Origin of the sequence: Micromonospora sp. NPDC005686, from assembly GCF_042871665.1 — a bacterium.
Taxonomy (GTDB): domain Bacteria; phylum Actinomycetota; class Actinomycetes; order Mycobacteriales; family Micromonosporaceae; genus Micromonospora.
Map to the genome: position 1 here is coordinate 42,341 of NZ_JBIAIY010000008.1, position 17,591 is coordinate 59,931.

The 17,591-nt window shown below is 74.5% G+C and carries 15 protein-coding genes; 6 read left to right on the plus strand and 9 right to left on the minus strand.

Annotated elements, in window-relative coordinates:
• Positions 1 to 4 precede the first annotated feature (4 nt).
• Positions 5 to 1,192 carry a xylose isomerase gene (xylA, locus tag ACFYON_RS19190; RefSeq protein WP_354871058.1) on the minus strand — a complete coding sequence of 396 codons (1,188 nt, stop codon included), beginning with the start codon at positions 1,190 to 1,192 and terminating at the stop codon, positions 5 to 7.
• 53 nt (positions 1,193 to 1,245) lie between these two features.
• Between xylA and ACFYON_RS19195 the strand changes: the two genes are divergently transcribed.
• The 3 genes from ACFYON_RS19195 to ACFYON_RS19205 all read left to right on the plus strand — a co-directional run bounded on the left by ACFYON_RS19195 (position 1,246) and on the right by ACFYON_RS19205 (position 5,307).
• Positions 1,246 to 2,505 (plus strand): ROK family protein, encoded by a 1,260-nt coding sequence (locus ACFYON_RS19195; RefSeq protein ID WP_355095263.1) that lies wholly within the window; start codon positions 1,246 to 1,248, stop codon positions 2,503 to 2,505.
• Between the two features lie 283 nt (positions 2,506 to 2,788).
• Positions 2,789 to 4,306, plus strand: a complete 1,518-nt coding sequence (locus ACFYON_RS19200; protein WP_355095265.1) for a PP2C family protein-serine/threonine phosphatase — start codon at positions 2,789 to 2,791, stop codon at positions 4,304 to 4,306.
• Positions 4,303 to 5,307: a cobalamin-dependent protein gene (locus ACFYON_RS19205; protein WP_355095268.1), complete on the plus strand. Its 1,005-nt coding sequence runs from the start codon at positions 4,303 to 4,305 to the stop codon at positions 5,305 to 5,307. The genes ACFYON_RS19200 and ACFYON_RS19205 overlap by 4 nt, the downstream gene beginning before the upstream one ends.
• Position 5,308: 1 nt before the next feature.
• On the opposite strand, the gene ACFYON_RS19210 is transcribed toward ACFYON_RS19205, so the two are convergent.
• Positions 5,309 to 5,824 carry a MarR family winged helix-turn-helix transcriptional regulator gene (locus ACFYON_RS19210; RefSeq protein ID WP_387189172.1) on the minus strand — a complete coding sequence of 172 codons (516 nt, stop codon included), beginning with the start codon at positions 5,822 to 5,824 and terminating at the stop codon, positions 5,309 to 5,311.
• Between the two features lie 95 nt (positions 5,825 to 5,919).
• Between ACFYON_RS19210 and ACFYON_RS19215 the strand changes: the two genes are divergently transcribed.
• Complete coding sequence (locus ACFYON_RS19215; RefSeq protein WP_355095278.1) at positions 5,920 to 7,050, plus strand: PP2C family protein-serine/threonine phosphatase; 1,131 nt, start codon at positions 5,920 to 5,922, stop codon at positions 7,048 to 7,050.
• A gap of 10 nt (positions 7,051 to 7,060) precedes the next feature.
• Here ACFYON_RS19215 and ACFYON_RS19220 read toward each other — a convergent pair whose 3' ends face one another.
• The 7 genes from ACFYON_RS19220 to ACFYON_RS19250 all read right to left on the minus strand — a co-directional run bounded on the left by ACFYON_RS19220 (position 7,061) and on the right by ACFYON_RS19250 (position 15,558).
• Positions 7,061 to 8,542 carry a sugar transferase gene (locus ACFYON_RS19220; RefSeq protein WP_354871070.1) on the minus strand — a complete coding sequence of 494 codons (1,482 nt, stop codon included), beginning with the start codon at positions 8,540 to 8,542 and terminating at the stop codon, positions 7,061 to 7,063.
• Between the two features lie 211 nt (positions 8,543 to 8,753).
• The gene (locus ACFYON_RS19225; RefSeq protein ID WP_354871073.1) at positions 8,754 to 10,508 is read right to left on the minus strand and encodes a VWA domain-containing protein; all 1,755 of its coding nucleotides are present in this window, start codon (positions 10,506 to 10,508) and stop codon (positions 8,754 to 8,756) included.
• A gap of 176 nt (positions 10,509 to 10,684) precedes the next feature.
• The gene (locus ACFYON_RS19230; protein WP_387188696.1) at positions 10,685 to 11,728 is read right to left on the minus strand and encodes a lactonase family protein; all 1,044 of its coding nucleotides are present in this window, start codon (positions 11,726 to 11,728) and stop codon (positions 10,685 to 10,687) included.
• A 97-nt stretch (positions 11,729 to 11,825) separates the two neighbouring features.
• Complete coding sequence (locus ACFYON_RS19235) at positions 11,826 to 12,428, minus strand: ATP/GTP-binding protein (protein WP_354871077.1); 603 nt, start codon at positions 12,426 to 12,428, stop codon at positions 11,826 to 11,828.
• Positions 12,409 to 12,798 carry a DUF742 domain-containing protein gene (locus ACFYON_RS19240; RefSeq protein ID WP_354871079.1) on the minus strand — a complete coding sequence of 130 codons (390 nt, stop codon included), beginning with the start codon at positions 12,796 to 12,798 and terminating at the stop codon, positions 12,409 to 12,411. The genes ACFYON_RS19235 and ACFYON_RS19240 overlap by 20 nt, the downstream gene beginning before the upstream one ends.
• A complete protein-coding gene (locus ACFYON_RS19245) occupies positions 12,788 to 13,210 on the minus strand; it encodes a roadblock/LC7 domain-containing protein (protein WP_354871081.1) in 423 nt (140 codons plus the stop codon). The genes ACFYON_RS19240 and ACFYON_RS19245 overlap by 11 nt, the downstream gene beginning before the upstream one ends.
• Positions 13,210 to 15,558: a nitrate- and nitrite sensing domain-containing protein gene (locus ACFYON_RS19250; RefSeq protein ID WP_355095274.1), complete on the minus strand. Its 2,349-nt coding sequence runs from the start codon at positions 15,556 to 15,558 to the stop codon at positions 13,210 to 13,212. The genes ACFYON_RS19245 and ACFYON_RS19250 overlap by 1 nt, the downstream gene beginning before the upstream one ends.
• 304 nt (positions 15,559 to 15,862) lie before the next feature.
• Here ACFYON_RS19250 and ACFYON_RS19255 point away from each other — a divergent pair, with 304 nt between their 5' ends.
• Both ACFYON_RS19255 and ACFYON_RS19260 read left to right on the plus strand, forming a co-directional pair.
• Complete coding sequence (locus ACFYON_RS19255) at positions 15,863 to 16,468, plus strand: hypothetical protein (protein ID WP_355095272.1); 606 nt, start codon at positions 15,863 to 15,865, stop codon at positions 16,466 to 16,468.
• Positions 16,469 to 16,480: 12 nt separating this feature from the next.
• Complete coding sequence (locus ACFYON_RS19260; RefSeq protein WP_387189171.1) at positions 16,481 to 17,590, plus strand: hypothetical protein; 1,110 nt, start codon at positions 16,481 to 16,483, stop codon at positions 17,588 to 17,590.
• Position 17,591: the final 1 nt, after the last annotated feature.

A 17,591-nucleotide genomic window follows, 5' to 3' on the forward strand; every position in this document is an offset into this window, starting at 1 on the left:
CGCCTCAGCGCGCGCCGAGCACGTGCTCGACGGCGAGCTGGTTGAGCCGGACGAAGCCGAAGCCCTTGGCGCCGACCGACTCCGGGTCGAACTCCTCGAACGCGGTCCGGTCGGCCAGCAGCTCGCGGTAGCCCTCGCCCGGGTTCAGCGTCGGGGTGGCCAGCTCGGCCACCCGGGCGACGGCGAGCGCCTCGACCACCTCCGGGTCGGCGCGGAACGCCGCGGCCCGCTCCTTGAGCAGAAGGTACGTCCGCATGTTCGCCTCGGCGGAGGCCCACACGCCGGCGATGTCCTCGGTGCGGGACGGCTTGTAGTCGAAGTGACGCGGGCCGTCGTACGCCGGGCCGCCGTTCGGGCCGCCGTGCTCCAGCAGGTCGACCAGGGCGAACGCGTTGAGCAGGTCGCCGTGGCCGAAGACCAGGTCCTGGTCGTACTTGATGCCGCGCTGGCCGTTGAGGTCGATGTGGAACAGCTTGCCCTGCCAGAGCGCCTGGGCGATGCCGTGGGCGAAGTTCAGCCCGGCCATCTGCTCGTGCCCGACCTCCGGGTTGAGCCCGACCATCTCCGGGCGGGCCAGGGTGGAGATGAAGCCGAGCGCGTGGCCGACGGTGGGCAGCAGGATGTCGCCGCGCGGCTCGTTCGGCTTGGGCTCCAAGGCGAAGCGCAGGTCGTAGCCGTTGTCGACGACGTACTCGCAGAGCAGGTCCACCGCTTCGCGGTAGCGGTCCAGCGCGGCCTGGACATCCTTGGCGACGTCGTACTCGGCGCCCTCCCGGCCGCCCCACATGACGAACGTCTTCGCGCCCATCTCGGCGGCCAGGTCGATGTTGCGCAGCACCTTGCGCAGCGCGTACCGGCGTACGTCGCGGTCGTTGCTGGTGAAACCGCCGTCCTTGAACACCGGGTGGTTGAACAGGTTGGTGGTGACCATCGGCACGACCAGGCCGGTCTCGTCGAGGGCCTTGCGGAAGCGGCTGAGCCGGGCGTCGCGGGTGGCGGCGTCCGCGCCGAACGGGACCAGGTCGTCGTCGTGGAAGGTGATGCCGTACGCGCCCAGCTCGGCGAGCCGGTGCACCGCCTCGACGGCGTCCAGCTCGGGCCGGGTGGCGTCACCGAACGGGTCGCGGGCCGGCCAGCCCACCGTCCAGAGGCCGAAGGAGAACTTGTCCGCGGGGGTGGGGCGGGGTGCCATGGCAGACCTCCAGGTGGTGGTGTCGTCCGCGATTTGTTCAGCGGTTGAATTAAATGGCGGCGATGTGGCAGTGTCAAGAGGTGACAAGCGCCAGCACCGCCGGGGCGGTCCGGCAGGGCAGCCTGCGCGAGTTGAACCTCGCGGTGGTGCTCCGGCGGATCGCCGCCGCCGAGCGGCCGCCCTCCCGCGCCGGGATCGCCGCCGACACCGGCCTGACCCGGGCCACCGTCTCCGCCGTCGTGGACGACCTGATCGCCGGCCGGCTGGTCGCCGAGGCGGAGCCGGAGCCGCGTACCGGGGCGGGCCGCCCGGCCCGGGGCCTGGTGCTCGCCTCCGACGGCCCGGCCGGGCTCGGCCTGGAGGTCAACGTCGACTACCTGGCCGCCTGCGTCGTCGACCTGACCGGCACGGTCCGGCACCACCTGGTCCGCCGCGCCGACCTGCGCCCGGTCTCCCCCGCCGACGCGCTCGCCCGGCTCGCCACGCTGGCCGCCGAGGCGCGCGCCGCCGCCGTACGCGACGGGCTGACGCTGGCCGGCGCGGCGCTCGCCGTGCCGGGCCTGGTGGGCGACGGCGGCCTGGTCCGGCTCGCACCGAACCTGGGCTGGCGGGACGTGGACGTGCCGGCGCTGCTCGCCGGGCACCCGCTGGCCGAGCCGGTCGACGGGGTGCCGCCGCTGGTGGTCGACAACGAGGCCAACCTGGCGGCGCTCGGCGAGCTGTACGCCGGTCCGGCCGGCCCGCGCAGCTTCCTGCACGTCACCGGCGAGATCGGCATCGGCGCCGGTATCGTGCTCGACGGCTCGCTCTACCGGGGCGCACGCGGCTGGAGCGGAGAGATCGGCCACTTCCCGGTCCAGCCGCAGGGGCGGCCGTGCCGCTGCGGTGGCCAGGGTTGCCTGGAGCGGTACGCGGGCCAGGAGGCGATCCTGGCCGCCGCCGGGCTGACCGGCGCGGAACTGCCGGCCGACACCGCCGCCGCCCGGCTCGCCGACCTGGCCGAGGCCGGTGACGCGGCCACGCTGACCGCCCTGACCGACGCCGGCACCGCCCTCGGGGTCGCCGTGGCGGGTGTGGTGAACCTGCTGGATCTGGATACCGTGGTGCTCGGGGGCGGATACGCCCGGCTCGCGCCCTGGCTACGGCCGCCGGTGGAGGCGGAGGTCTCCCGGCGGGTGCTCACCGCCGCCTGGGCGCCGGTCACGGTACGCCCGGCCGTGCTCGGGGCACAGTCCGCGGCGGTCGGCGGGGCCGGCTCGGTGGTCCGCCGGATCGTCGACCGGCCGGTGGGCTGGCTGGCCCGGACCACCTGACCCCGGATGATCGTCGGCAGGCATTCCGTGCCTGTGCTCGGTACTCTTGCCGGCAGGCAACCTGTTTACCGAACGAGGGGTGCACCGACAGCATGCGCAGGGGTCGACCGACCGAAGCGCCCGGCCACCGGAGGTGACCGCCGCGCGCCGGGGCGGTGTCACGGGGCCGGTCAGCGGCGGCGGACACACCCCGCGGAGACGGCCCCAGCGGGTCGCCGGGGCCGCGCTTCCGGCTGACGGCCATCTGGCCCGGGAGCTGCTGGACGGGCTCGCCGATGCGGTCGTGACCGTCGACCACGCCGGCGTGGTCACGCTCGTCAACGCGATGGCCACCGACCTGCTCCCCGAGGTCACACCTGGCGTCGACCTGGCCGCGTGCCGGGTGCCGGCCCTGGCCGGCGCGGCGGTCGCCGGATCGGACACGTTCGAGACCGAACACGACGGCCGACGACTGCGCGGCCTGCGGCGCCCTCTGGCCGAGGACCGCAACGCCTGGTACGTCCGCGACGTCACCGAGGAACACGCGCGCACCGACGCGCTGCTCACCGAACGGTCCCGCACCGCGTTCCTCGCCGAGGCGGGCAGCCGGCTCGGGCTGTCCCTGCACCGGGAGCAGACGCTGCGCACCGCGGTGACGTTGCCGGTGCCCTACCTGGCCGACGCCGCCGTGGTGGTGCACCGCCCGCCGCCGCCCGCCGAGGACCAACCCCACTGGATCCGGTACGCCACGGGCGACCCCGGCCCGGTCACCGGCCTGGCCGGCTGGGCCACTGTGGAGTCCGTACCCGGCCTGGTCGAGGCGCTCGACGGCGACCTCACCGAACCGACTCCCTGGCTGGACGCCGAACTGGCCGACCTGGCCGAGGTGCTGCCCGCCGGGTTCGGCCGCCCCGGCACCGTGTTGATCAGTCCGATGCCCAGCGCGGGCGGTCCGGCCGGCGCGCTGTTGCTGGCCCGCCGCCCGGAGCGGCCCGGCTTCGACAAGCGCGAGATCGCCCTGGCCCGGGAGTTCGCCGGCCGGGCCGGCGCCGCGCTGGCCGCCGCCGAGCTGTACGGCGAGCAGGCCCACCTGGCCCGCGTGCTGCAGAACAGCCTGCTGCCGCCGGAGCTGCCCCGGCTGCCCGGGATGACGCTCGCCGGTGGCTACCGCGCCGCCGGGGACAGCCTGCGCATCGGCGGCGACTTCTACGACCTGTTCCCCACCGGCGACGGCGGCCTGTTCGCGCTCGGCGATGTCTGCGGCAAGGGCGTCGGCGCGGCCGTGCTGACCGGCCGGGTCCGCCAGTCCCTGCAGACCCTGCGCCTGGTCGAGCAGCGCCCCCGGGAGCTGCTGGAACTGCTCAACCGGGCGCTGCTGGACGCCCCCGACGCGGCCCGCCGGGCCCAGTTCACCACGCTCCTGCTGGGCGCGCTGCGCCGCGAGCCGGACGGCGGGCTGCTGGTCCGGCTCGCCGGTGGCGGGCACCCGGCACCGTTCGTCGTCCGCGCCGGCGGCGATGTCGGGACGGTCCGGGTGGGCGGCATGCCGGTGGGTGCGCTCACCGACGCCCGGTTCGCCGGCGCCGAGGTACGGCTGGCGCCGGGTGACCTGCTGCTGGCGTACACCGACGGGGTGACCGAGGCCCGCGGCGGCCCGACCGAGCCGGCCATGTTCGGCGACGCCCGGCTGCGTCAGGCGCTCGCCACCGGCGCCGGGCTTCCGCCCGCCGCGCTCGTCGAGCGGGTGCTCCAGCTCGTCGACGAGTGGCTGGACGGGCAACCCCACGACGACATCGCCATGCTCGCCGTGGCGGCCGGATGACGCCCCGGCGGATCGGGCCGGAGGCGCTCGCCGCGTACCTCGATCACCTGGACGCCGCCGATCGGGCCGGTGCGGTCGAGCTGGCGTGCGGCCTGCTGGCCGACGGCTTCTCGATCGCGGACGTCCTGGTCGACCTGGTCGCCGTGGCGCAGCGGGAGATCGGCCGGCGCTGGCTGGCCGGGTCGTGGAGCGTCGCCCAGGAGCACGCCGCCACCCACGTCAGCGAGCAGGTGGTGGACGCGGTGAGCGCGACGATCGGCCCGCCGCGCCGCGGGCACGTGGTGATGGCCTGCGTCGAGGGTGAGTGGCACGCGCTGGCCGCCCGCATCGTCACCGAGGTGGTCCGGGCGGCCGGTTGGCGGGTGACGTTCCTCGGCGCCAGCGTGCCGGCCCGGCACCTGGTCACCTACCTGCACCAGACCGGCCCGGACGCGGTGCTGCTGAGCTGCGTGCAGCCGAACCGGCTGGTCCGGGCGGCGCGGATGGTGGGGGCCAGCCGCGCGGCCGGGGTGCCGGTGCTCGCCGGTGGCCCCGGCTTCGGCGCGGACGGCCGGTGGGCCACCACGATCGGCGCGGCGGCCTGGGGCGCCAGCGCCCGGGACGCGGTGGCGCTGCTGGACCGGCCGCGCTCGGCCGCGCACACCGGTGCGCCGCCGCCCCCGCCCGACGACTCGTACGTGCCGGTGCTGCACCGGCGGCGTGAGCTGGTCCGGCTCGCGCTGTCCACGATGGACCCGCCGCCGGAGACAGCCGAGGACGTCGCCGCCGGCATCGCGCACCTGGTGGACGCGCTGATCGCGGCCGTACGGGTGGACGACGACCGGCTGCTGCGCGACTTCGTCGAGTGGCAGGAGGAGGCGCTCACGTCCCGGGGTGGCCGGGCGCTGCTGGACGAGGTGCTCGACACGCTGGAACGGGCGCTGACCGAGCATCCCCGGGTGGTGGCCCGGTTGCGGGCCGCGCGCGAAGGCGTGCCGGACGATTCCGCCCGCGCCGACTGAGTCAGGCGGTACGGGCCACCGGTGACTCGCCGGACGGCCGGGCGGGATCGCCGATCCGTTCCCCGGAAGGCTGAAGCATCGGCCAGCCCTCCGCCACCGCGGCCCCACCGCGCCGGCCCACCTCGTCGAACTCCCGCATGCCGCGCACCAGCGCGAGCCGGCCCTCCGGGCTCATCCCGGCCATGATCCGCTCCAGCCGGCGCCGCCGGTCGGCGCGCAGCTCGGCGAGGAGCCCGATGGCGGCGGGCGTGAGGTGCAGGGAGATCTCCCGCCGGTCGTAGCGGCCCGGCTCGCGTTCCAGCATCCCGGCCGCGACGAGCCGGTCGCACAGCCGGCTGGCGGAGGAGAGCAACATGTCGGTGAGCGTGGCGAGCCGGCGGAGGTTGATGCCGTCATACTGCTCGACGACCATGATCGCGCGTAGTTGGGCACTCGACAGCCGGCTGGTGGTGCGTTCCCGGGCCGCCTCCCAGACGGCGAGCAAGGTGCCTGCCGCCTCGTCCAGGACAGCGGACATACTCGTTTCAGGTCCCCGGGGACCGCGCTCTTCGGTCATGGTGGGCCCGAGACTACTCCCCGGACCTGCCGGGCGACCTGTGCAAAGGAGCAAAGATGAGCGGAGCGGAGGGCCGCGCGCGCCGGCTCCTGACCGAGGCGCCGACGGATCTCATCGTGGACCGCCTCGCCGCCGAGCTGGCGCGCACGTACGGCGTCACCCGCACCGCGCTCTACCAGGTCGACTACCGGCTCGCCGAACTGCTGCCGCTGGACGACGGCCCATCGCTCACCGGGCCGGGCCACCCTGCCTGGCGTGCCTTCGACCACCAGGAGCCGGTGATCGCCGACGGCGTCGGCTGGTTCCCGGTGGGCATGCGCGGCGAACGCCGGGGCGTGCTCCAGGTGTCGCCGGTGCCCGCCGACCCGCACGCCCGCCGGGAGCTGGACACCATCGCCACGGTGCTCGGGCACGAGCTGAGCGCGGTCACGCCGACCACCGACCTCTACCGGACGGCCCGGCGCAGCCGGCGTCTCACGCTGGCCGCCGAGATGCAGTGGGATCTGCTGCCCGGACGCAGCCGGATCCGGCCGTCGTTCAGCCTGGCCGGGCAGTTGGAGCCGGCGTACGCGGTGCGCGGGGACAGCTTCGACTGGTCCGACGACGGTCACCGGCTCTGGCTGGCGGTGCTGAACGGCTACGGCGAGGGGGTGGCCGCCGCGCTGCTCGCCTCGCTGGCCACGTACGCGCTGCGCAACGCGCGCCGGGCCGGGCTGGACCTGGCCGACCAGGCCGCGCTGGCCGATCAGGCCATCTACGCCCAGCATCGGGGTGAACAGCACGTCTCCGTGCTCCTGGTCGAGGTGGACCTGGCCACCGGCGAGATGACGGTCGTCGACGCCGGTTCGCCCCGGCTGCTGCGTCTGCGGTCCGGCGAGGTGACCGAGCAGGAGCTGGACAAGCAGTTCCCGCTGGGCATGTTCGAGGGCACCGACTACCGCCCGCAGCGGTTCCGGCTGGAGCGCGGGGACCGGCTCTTCGTGGTCAGTGACGGCGTCATCGACGCCACCACCGAGCAGGTGCGCTACGGCGAGGCGGCGCTGGACCGGTTCCTGCGCCGGACCGGGCCGATGGAGCCGCTGGACGCGGTCCGGTCGCTGATCGGCGACCTGCGGGCCTTCGTCGCCGGTGACCTGGTGGACGACGCGGTGGTGGTCTGCCTGGACTGGCTGGGGCCGCAGCCCTGACCCGCCCCGATCAGTACGCGCCGCGGCTGTTGACCACCGCGCCGAACGTCTTCCAGAGGATGGTCAGGTCGGCGGCCAGCGACCAGTTCTCCACGTAGTACAGGTCCAGCCGAATGCCGTCCTCCCAGCTCAGATCCGACCGGCCGCTGACCTGCCAGAGGCCGGTCATGCCGGGCTTGACCAGCAGCCGGCGTGCCACGTCGCCGTCGTAGCGGGCCACCTCGGACGGCAGCGGCGGGCGCGGGCCGACCAGGCTCATCTGGCCGAGCAGCACGTTGACCAGCTGGGGCAGCTCGTCCAGCGACCACTTGCGCAGCAGCCGGCCGACCCGGGTGACGCGCGGGTCGTCGCGCATCTTGAACATCAGGCCGTCGGTCTCGTTGCGCGCGGCCAGCTCGGCGAGCAGGGCGTCGGCGTTCACCACCATGGTGCGGAACTTGAAGACGCCGAACTCCTCGCCGCCCTGGCCGACCCGGGTCTGCCGGAACAGCACCGGGCCACGGCTGTCGATCTTGATGGCGAGCGCGATCACGGTCAGCAGCGGCGCCAGCACGAGCAGGGCGATCAGCGAGATCGACCGGTCGACGAAGCCCTTGACGAGCTTGCGGGCGCCGCGGAACTCGGGCGCCTCGACGTGGATCAGCGGCAGGCCGGCGACCGGGCGGGTGTGGATGCGGGGACCGGCCACGTCGGTGAGCGCCGGCGCCACCACCAGGTCGACGCCGGTGCCCTCCAACTGCCAGCCGAGCCGGCGCAGCCGGGTCGCGGTCAGCTCGCCGGAGGCGGTGACCGCCACCGTGTCGGCGCCGATCGCGGTGGCGGCCTCCGGGATGCCCCGGAAACTCCCGACCACCGGCACGTCGCCCAGCCGCTGCGGCACCGGGGCGAGCAGCGCGTCCGGGATGCAGGCGCCGACCACCTGGTAGCCGGCGTACGGTTCCCGGCGCAGCGTGTGCACCAGCTCCAGCACGTGCGCGGTGTCGCCCACCACGAGCACCTTGCGGGACCAGCCGGCGCCCCGGTCGCGGGCCCGGTGCAGCCGCTTGCGGGCGGCGAAGCGCGCCACCTCCAGGCCGACCGTGCCGACCGCGAAGGAGATGGCCAGGAAGCCCCGGGAGACGCCGACGTCGGCGATGTACCCGGCGATGGCGATGCCGCCGGCGAGTCGCATGCTGGCCGCGCTGACCCGGCGGTACTCGTCGGCGCCGTAGCCGAGCACCTGGTCGTCGTAGCAGCGCATCGCCTTGAGCGAGACGAGCCACACCAGCAGGAGCACCGGGGCGACCACCACGTACGGGATCTTGGAGCCGGTCGGCTCCTCGTCGCCGAACCGGGCCAGGTAACCCACCAGGATGGCCACGGCGAGCACGGCCGTGTCCAGCACCAGCAGGACCCGGATGTAGGCCCGCTCCGCGGATCGCGTCGTCTTGCCCGGGCGTTCACCACCGGGTCGCGACGACGTGGCAGGGGTCAACAGCGTCGCCGAGGTCACCGGTCCTCCCCACTTCGTTCAGGACCGCCTCGTCCCCGCCCGACTCCGGTGTGGAGCCTGCGGTCGAGGCACCCGGTCATCATGCCTGGACAATTATGGTTACCGATTGATTCGGACGCATTACCGTCAGTTCTCATCCCGGTCTTGACCCGGGAAGCCTTCCGCCGTACCGGATTTCCGGCACGGCGGAAGACTAGCGCTGAGCTTCAGGTCAGCGGGGGGCGGGCGGCCGGAGCGCGATCGCCCGGAGGAAGATCTCGCCGATCTTGCTGGGGTCGGTGGTGACGAAGGCGCCGCCGCCGGTGACCTTGGTGATCGACTCCAGCTCGGCCCGGTTCACCTCGGTGCCGATGCCGATGATGATGACCTGTACCGGCTGCTCGTCGTCCTGCAGCTTGGTCAACTGGTCCAGCAGCGCCTTCTGCGAGATGCCGTTGTCGTCCTCGTTCTTGCCGTCGGTGAACAGCACGATCGAGTTGACCTTGCCCGGCTCCCAGTCCTGCTGCACCTTCTTGTACGCCGCGAGCATCGTGTCGTACAGGCCGGTGTTGCCGTTGGAGGGCTTGATCGAGGCCAGGCCGCGCTGGAGGGCGCCCCGGTTGCTGGACAACGGCTTGATCCCGACGAGCTCGCTCCAGTCCTGCGAGCCTTCGAGGTTGGTGGAGAACGTCCAGAGGCCGATCGACCAGGAGTCGTCGAACAACCCGAGGCCCTGGCTCGCGGCGGCGACGGTGACCTGCTCCCGGCTGGCGCCGTTGGCGGTGGCGACCGGCTTCTTCATCGAACCGGAGACGTCGACGACGCAGAGCATCCGGCCCGACTGGGTGGCCACCGACCAGGTCGTGGTCGCGGTCGAGATGGCGCCGGGGTCGAGGCCTGCGGCACCGCCCTGACCCGACGGCGGCACCTGGCGCTCGCCGCCGTTGGCCGGGCTCGGCGCGCCGGTCGGGGCCTGGAAACCGCGCCCCCAGTTGCCGTCCGGCGCGCGCAGCGCCTGCGAGGCGAGCCGGTCCTTGAAGCCCGGCGTCCGCAGCACCTCGAAGAGCACCTTGGCGGCGGACGCCTTGGCCGGCTCGATGCCGGGCAGCACCGCGAACGGGTAGTCCAGCGAGATCGGCGGCGGCTCCAGATAGAGCGCGGCGAGCCGGATCGGCGGCTTGGTGCTGTTGTAGGCGATCACGTCCTCCTCGGACAGCGCCGCCGCGCCGAGCGCGTTGGCGATCGCCGTCGGATCCGACGAGCGCGGGAACCGCGCGAGGAGGTCCTGCCGCAGCGAGGAACGGTTGGTCGCCAGCGCACGCAGCGCACCGACCATAGCCTCCTGGGCCTTCGGCGAGCCGGACTCGCCGGTGGAGCTCGCCGCCGCGGTCAGCGACAGCAGGCCGGACAGGCCGGCCGCGTCCTGGGTCGGCTCGACGATCCCGGCGCGCAGCGGCTTGCTGGCGGTGACCTGGGTGAGCAGGTCGGACCAGCGGAGCTTCTTGTCCGGCCACCCGATGCGCGAGGCCACCGGCTCGGGCAGCGCCACCACCACCGGGCTGCGCGCGATCGAGGCGCCGTTCGCCGGCGCAAACGCGCTGGCCCCACCGCTCTTGAGCCGTACCAGCCAGGTCGAGGAGTCCGGCACCCAGACGTCAGGGGTGACGGCGGTGCCGCTGGCCTGCCCGACGCCGGCCAGCGTGGCGCCGTGCTTGCTAGCAACCGCGGCGGCCACCTCGACCGACTCGGCCGAGGAGACGTTCACCGCGATGCAGGTTCCGCCCACCGCGGCGCCGTCGGAGACCCACTGGTCGGCGGCGGCACGCACCGCGGGGGCGATCTCCGGGGCGGTCGCCACCGACAGCTCGATCCGGCCCGAGCAGTTCGGGCCGGCCAGCTGCTGGTAGCCGAACCAGGAGCCGGCTACGACGGCGACAAGGGCTGTCGCCACGGCGGCGGCACCTGCTCCGCGGAGGTGGGAACTCATGCGATGGCGGCCAGACACGGTGACCATCTTGCGTACCTCGTGGGGTTACCACCACAACCGTTCGGACGAAAGTTACGCAGCAGAAACAGTTGATCAGCCAACCCATACGTTAAGTTACTGATCAGTCATTTAAGGTGACTCCAGTCCACTTCGGACGCCCTTCGGTGACCGCCCGGTCACGGGAGAACGCACGTCGGGCTCGCCACCGGCACCGGCTCCCCCACCGGCTCGGGCACCCCGCCGTCCGGATCGACCCGGAAGATCCTGATCATGTCGGCCCGCTCGTCGGCCACGTACAGGTGCTCCCCGGCGAACGCGAAGTGCCGGGGCCACTCGCCGCCGGTGTCGACCTCGGCCACCAGCTCCGGCGCGGCGCCGCCGAGCGCGAAGACCGCGACGGTGCCGACTCCGCGGTTGCCCACGTAGAGGAAACGCCCGCCCGGCCCGACGGCCACCTCGGAGGGCTGCACGTGCCCGGTCCGGCCGCTGGCGTCGACCCGGCTGCGCTGCCGCGGGCCGTCCGGCGTCAGCTCGTACGCGGTGACCGTGGCGTCCAGCTCACCGACCAGCCAGCAGCGCCCCCCGTCCGGGTGCCGGGCCAGGTGCCGGGGCCCGGTACCGGGCGCCGTCCGTACCCGGGGCTCCCGCTCGGCCAGCCGGCCGGTGGCGGCGTCGAGGTCGTACCGGTAGACGGAGTCGGTGCCCAGGTCGACGGCGAGCAGGCCGTCACCGGCCGGGTCCGGCGAGACCATGTGGCAGTGCGCCTGCTCCTGCCGCTGCGGGTCGGCGCCGTGACCGGAGTGCCGGACCAGGTCGGTGCGCTCCCCCGGCACGCCGTCGGCGTCCAGGCCGAACACCGCGACGCTGCCGCCGCCGTAGTTCGCCACGAACAGGTGCCGCCCGTCCGGGGCGACCGCCAGGTGGCACGGCTCCGCGCCACCTGTCTCGCGTACGCCCAGCGGCGTGAGGTCACCGTCCGGGGCCACCCGGAAGGCGCTCACCAGCCCGTCCGGCAGCTCGTTGCACCCGTACAGCACCGGCAGCACGGGATTCCGCACCAGGAACGACGGCGACGGGGTGACCGCCACGACACCCAGCGGGGTCAGTTCCCCGGTCGCCCGGTCCCGCCGGGCCGCCACGACGCCCTCGGCCCGCCCGCCCGTCTGCGCCGTGTAGCCGCCGATGTGGACGATCTCGTCCCGCCCGGTCACCGCTCCCACCTCTCGTCGGTCCTGTTCTCCGGAGATCCAACCAGAGGCTTCCCGGTAAGGCGGCCGATCAGTCCCGCGACAGCCGACGGGATTCGCCGCGGGAGGTTCATCCCACCGGCACCGGCTCGCCGCGCTGCCGCGCCACGTGCTCGACGAGCGAGATCAGCACCAGCTTGCCGGACTGCCGGTCCCGGGCGTCACAGAGCACCAGCGGGACGTCCGGGTCCAGGTCCAGGGCGTCGCGCACCGCCTCCAGGCCGAACCGGCGGGAACTCTCGAAGCAGTTGACGCCCACCACGAACGGGATGCCCCGCTGCTCGAAGTAGTCGATCGAGGGGAAGCAGTCGGCCAGCCGGCGGGTGTCGGCGAGCACCACCGCGCCGAGCGCACCGAACGCCAGCTCGTCCCAGAGGAACCAGAACCGGTCCTGGCCCGGGGTGCCGAACAGATAGACCTGGAGGTCGTCGTTGATGGTGATCCGGCCGAAGTCCATCGCCACGGTCGTGGTCGACTTCTGCTCGACCCCGGAGACATCGTCGGTGTCGACCCCGGCCCCGGTCAGGACCTCCTCGGTCTGCAACGGCCGGACCTCACTCAACGCGCTGACGAGCGTCGTCTTCCCGGCGCCGAAGCCACCGGCGATGAGGATCTTCAACGCCAGCGGCACTCGTGGCGCCCCCGGCTCCCGGTCATAGCGCACGGAGTCCACTGACCACCGCCTTGAGGATGTTGTCGTCGGGCAGGTACGCGGTGGCCGGTGGCCGGTGCACCGCGACGAGCCCCTGGGCGAGAAGGTCGCCGAGCAGCACCCGGACCACACCCACGGCGAGGTCCAGGTCGGCGGCGAGGTCGGCCACGGCCTTCGGCCGCCGGGCCAGCTCGGTCAGGCGGCGGTGCTCCGGCTGGAGGCCGGGCCGCCCGGCCGGGTCCGCGCCGGGGGCGGCGAGCACGAACGCCAGCAGGTCGAAGCCGTCGACGGGCGGGCGCACGCGGCCCCCGGTGAGCGTGTACGGGCGCACCACCGGGCCGGCGTCGGCGTCCAGCCACTCGTGCTGCGGCCCGGGCGACTCAGCGCGCATCGGCCCGCTCCCCCGCCGCCCGGCTCGGCGCGGCCAGGTTCTCCCCGACCCGGATGACGAGCATCGCCATCTCGTACGCCACCAGGCCGATGTCGGCGTCGGCGTCGCTGGCCACCGCCAGGCAGGCGCCCTGCCCGGCGGCGGTCACGAACAGGTAGGCCGACTCCATCTCCACCACGGTCTGACGGACCGCGCCGCCGCCCAGGTGCCGGGTCGCGCCCTTGGCCAGGCCGGAGAAGCCGGACGCCAGCGCGCACAGGTGTTCCGCGTCGGTGCGGTCCTGGTCGGTGGAGGCGCCGAGCAGGAGCCCGTCCGCCGAGAGCACCACCGCCTGGCGGGCGGCGGGGACACGCTCCACCAGGTCGTCGAGCAGCCAGTCGAGATCGGCGTTCTGCCGCGTCGTGTGCACCACTAGGCGTCCCTCTCAGTCGCGGTTCGTTGGTCCGGCGCCGGCGGGGCGGGCTCCACGGCCGACCTCGCGGTGGTGGACGGCGTACCGGTGTCGCGCGTCCCGGTGGTGGGGGTGGCCGGGTCGGTCCCGGCGGCGCGCGAGCCGTCCCGGCGTCCGCGTGCGGTGCCGGCCTGCAACGCGGACATGGCCCGGCGGGCCTCCTCCGGGGTGCGGTGGGCCGGGGTGTCGGCGACCGCGGCGCGGGGCCGCGGTGTCGCGCCGCGCCGCCGGATCCGGCGGGGCAGCCCGTCGTCGTCGGCGGGTGGCTCCACCGTCGAGGCGCGCGCCGCCTGCAACGAGACCACAGTGCTCTCCGGCCGGTCCCGGCCGGGACGGCCCGTCCGGCCCGGCCGAGGCACGGTGGTCAGCCGGGTCACCTTGGCCAGGCGCCGCCGTTCCGGCCCGGCGGAGGCGTCCGCGCCCACCGGCGGCTCGTCGGTGACCAGTGCCGACGGTACGAGCACCGCGGCGACGATCCCCGCCGGGCGGGACGGCCGCAGCTCCACCCGCACGCCGTGCCGGGCGGCCAGGCGTGCCACCACGAACAGCCCCAGCCGGGCGCTGCCGGACGGGTCGAACTCCGGCGGCTCGGCCAGCTTGCGGTTGGCCTCGGCCAGGGCCGGGGCGGACATGCCCAGTCCCCGGTCGGTGATCTCGATGGTGTAGCCGCCCGGGACGCTCCGGCCGGTGACGTCCACCCGGGTGCCGGGCGGGGAGAACGCGGTGGCGTTCTCGATCAGCTCGGCGAGCAGGTGGATCACGTCGCCGACGGCCCGGCCCAGCACCCCGGCCGCCGCCACCTCGCCCACGTCGACCCGGTCGTACGCCTCGACCTCGGAGATCGCGCCGCGCATCACGTCGACGGCGGCGACCGGCCGCCGCCAGCCCCGCCCGGGCGCGGCCCCGGCCAGGATGACCAGGTCCTCGGCGTGCCGCCGCAGCCGCGTCGCCAGGTGGTCGACCTGGAACAGCCCGTCCAGCTCGTCCGGGTCCTCGGTACGCCGTTCCAGCCGGTCCAGCAGCGCCAACTGCCGGTGCACCAGCCCTTGGCTGCGCCGGGCCAGGTTGAGGATCACCTCGTTGAAGCCGCGGCGCAGCGTCACCTCGTCGACGGCGGCGCGGACAGCGGTCCGGCGCACCTCGTTGAACGCGCGTGCCACCTGGCCGATTTCGTCGCCGCCGTGGTCCAGCTCGGGCGCCTCCCGGGCCACGTCGACCTCCTCGCCCCGGCGCAGCCGCGCCACGACGTCGGGCAGCCGGCGTTCGGCCACCTCGGTCGCCGCGGCGCGTACGCCGGTCAGCCGCTGCGCCAGCGACCGGCCGACCCGCAGCGCCACCAGCACGCACACCACGATCGCGATCAGGCCCAGCACCCCGGCGGCGGCGAGCTGGACGAGGATCCGGGTGGCCATCGGCACCGAGCGCTCGGCGAGCGCGTCCGCGCCACGCAGCTCGAAGTCGCGCAGGCTCTGCCACACCTCGGCGTGACTGGTGTCCCACGCCCGCACGTCGAACCGGGCGGGCAGCGCCGGCGAGCGGATCAGGCTGTCCTGGAGCGCGCGCAGCTTGCCGAACCCGGCGCCCTCGATCATCCGCTGGTACGCGGCCCGCTCCCCGGACGGCAGGTCGGCCACCGCGATCTCGGCCAGGAAACGCTGGTTCTCGATCGTGCGCACCAGTTGTTCGTGCTCGCCGTCGGCGTACCGTCCGGCGGTGACGGCGCCGGCCAGCAGCGCGTCGGCCTGGCCGAGCAGCTCCCGGGAGCGGCCCAACGCGGTGAGCGCCGTGGCCTCCCGGTTGAGCTGCGCGTCGGGCAGCGCGGCCATCGCGCCGAACGCCTGGAACGCCGAGCCGATCATCCCGCTGTAGAGGCCGACGGCACCGGCCCGGTCCACCGTCCGGTCGTCGATGAACGCGCGCCCCCCGGGCAGCGCGTCGAGCGCCGAGACCAGTTGGTCGAGCCGGTTGTCGAGCTGGGCGTCGGCGACGTCGCGCAGGTCCTCGCCGTCGACCTTCCGGCGCAGCTCGACGATCGCGTCGTCGGTGCGTACCCGCTGTTCGACCAGCTCGGGGAGGGCGCGGTCACCGGCGAGCTGGACCACCGACAGCCGCCGTTCCCGTTGCAGCTCCGCCACCACCGTCTCGCCCGGACGGCCCAGGTCGTAGAGGAGGGTACGCGCGGAGAGCAGGTCGAGCGCGGGCCCGAAGGTGAGCGTGGTGGCGAAGATCCACAACGCCAGCAGCCCGGTCAGCGGGCCGATGACCAGCGCGGTCAGCTTGGCGCGGATCGGCCAGTCACGGGTGTTCAATCAGACCTCGCCCGGGAAGGTGTCGCTCGGTGGCGCCGGCAGCGGCCGTCACGTTCGCCGGCCACGACGCCGGGCCCGGCCCGGACGCCTTGGGCAGGATACGTAATCCGGGACGGATGCACTACCGGCCGTCTCGGCTCTCGCTACGGTCCGGAACGGGCACCACGGGCTCAGTCGGACACCGGCCCGGCACCGGACGGCGGTCGCGACACCGCACCTTTTTCTTGCCCGGGGACGGAAAGTGCCGCACAACGGGATTGGCGATCACCCGCGCGAGGGAATACCAGCGTGCGAAGGAGGAGCCATGTCGTCCACCCAGGTAGTCGTCATAGTCATCGTCGTCGCCGTCATCGCCGCCCTCGTCGCGGTCGCCGTGGTCGCCAGCCGCCGCCGCGCGCTTCGGGAGCGCTTCGGCCCCGAGTACGACCGGGCCGTCGCCGAGCAGGACAGCCGTAGCGCCGCCGAGCGCGAGCTGCGGGAACGGGAGCGCCGGCACGCCGAGCTGGAGCTGACCCCACTGAGCCCGGAGTCCCGGGCCCGTTACGCCGCCGCCTGGGAGGAACTCCAGGTGCGCTTCGTCGACTCCCCCGCGGAGACGGTCGGCGAGGCCGACGAGCTGGTCAGCCGCCTGATCGCCGAGCGCGGATACCCCACCGGGGACTTCTCGGACCAGATCGCCCACCTCTCCGTCGAACACGCCCGCACCCTCACCCACTACCGCGACGCCCACGAGATCCGGCAGCGCAACGAGCGCGGTGAGGCCGGCACCGAGGACCTCCGGCAGGCGCTGGTGCACTACCGGGCCCTCTTCGCCGAACTGCTCGGCGAGGACCCGGTCGCCCCGCAGCAGCCGGAGCAGCGCCACCCCGACCACGACCACGACCACGACCACGACGTCCCGAGCCGCTGAGGAGGCCGCCCCATGCGCCAGGAGGAACAACAGGTCACGCAGGACCACCCCGAGGCCGTCCGGTCCGCACCGGTGCCGGTGCCGCAGCCGGGCGAGCACGCCGACGCCGACCGCCGCGACGCCGACCGCCGCGACGCCGACCGCCGCGACGCCGACCGGGCCGACGCGCCCGAGGACGCGCTGGACGACCGGGGCACATTCGACGACCCGGCGGTCGCCACCGAGCGGGGCGACACCGAGGCCGACGAGCGGCGCGACGCCGTGACCGACGAGCGGAACGACGCCGAGGTGGACGAGACCCGCGCCTACGACGCCGGGGAGCTGCCCGACGCGGCCGACCGGACCGACGACGGGCGGGCCCCGTACCACGACCCGGCGCCGCTGCCGACGGCGTTCGGCGCGGCGACGGTGGGCGACGCGGTCGCCGCCTCGGCCCTGGCCGGCGGCCGTCCGCAGGACGAGCGCGACGCGCGCGACGAGGACACGGCTGCGCCGGGCGACGGCGCACCCGGTCAGACCGACCCGCTGGACGACGAGCGGGCCGACCCGACCGCCGGGGACCGCCTGCACGACCGCGACCGCTGGGACGCCGAGCACTCCGGCGGCATCGACCTGGACGGTGACGGCCGGGACGACCGCACGGCCGACGGCGTCGTCCGCGACGACGCGGTCGCCGACGGCGCGGTCGGGTACGGCAGCGCCGAGCCGGGCCTGGTCGACCCCGACGCCGAGCCCGTGTCCACCGCCTCCGGCGACGACCGGGTGGACACCACCACCGCGGCGGCGGGCGCGGCAGCCGCCGGCGCCGCCCTGGGCGGCGCGGAGCGGCCGACGCCCGGCGCGGTACCGGCCGACGCGGCGACGCTGTTCGCGCCGGAGGCCGCCCAGGGCTTCCGGGACCGCTGGCGCGATGTGCAACTGCGTTTCGTGGACGACCCGCGCGCGGCGGTCGGCGAGGCGGAGTCGCTCGTCGAGGAGGCGATCGAGGCGCTCTCCGCGGCCCTGCGTGAGCAGCGCACCCGGCTCGGCTCCTGGCAGGAGTCCGGCTCCACCGACACCGAGCAGCTCCGGATGGCGGTGCGTGGCTACCGCGACTTCCTGGACCGCGTGCTGGGCCGCTGAC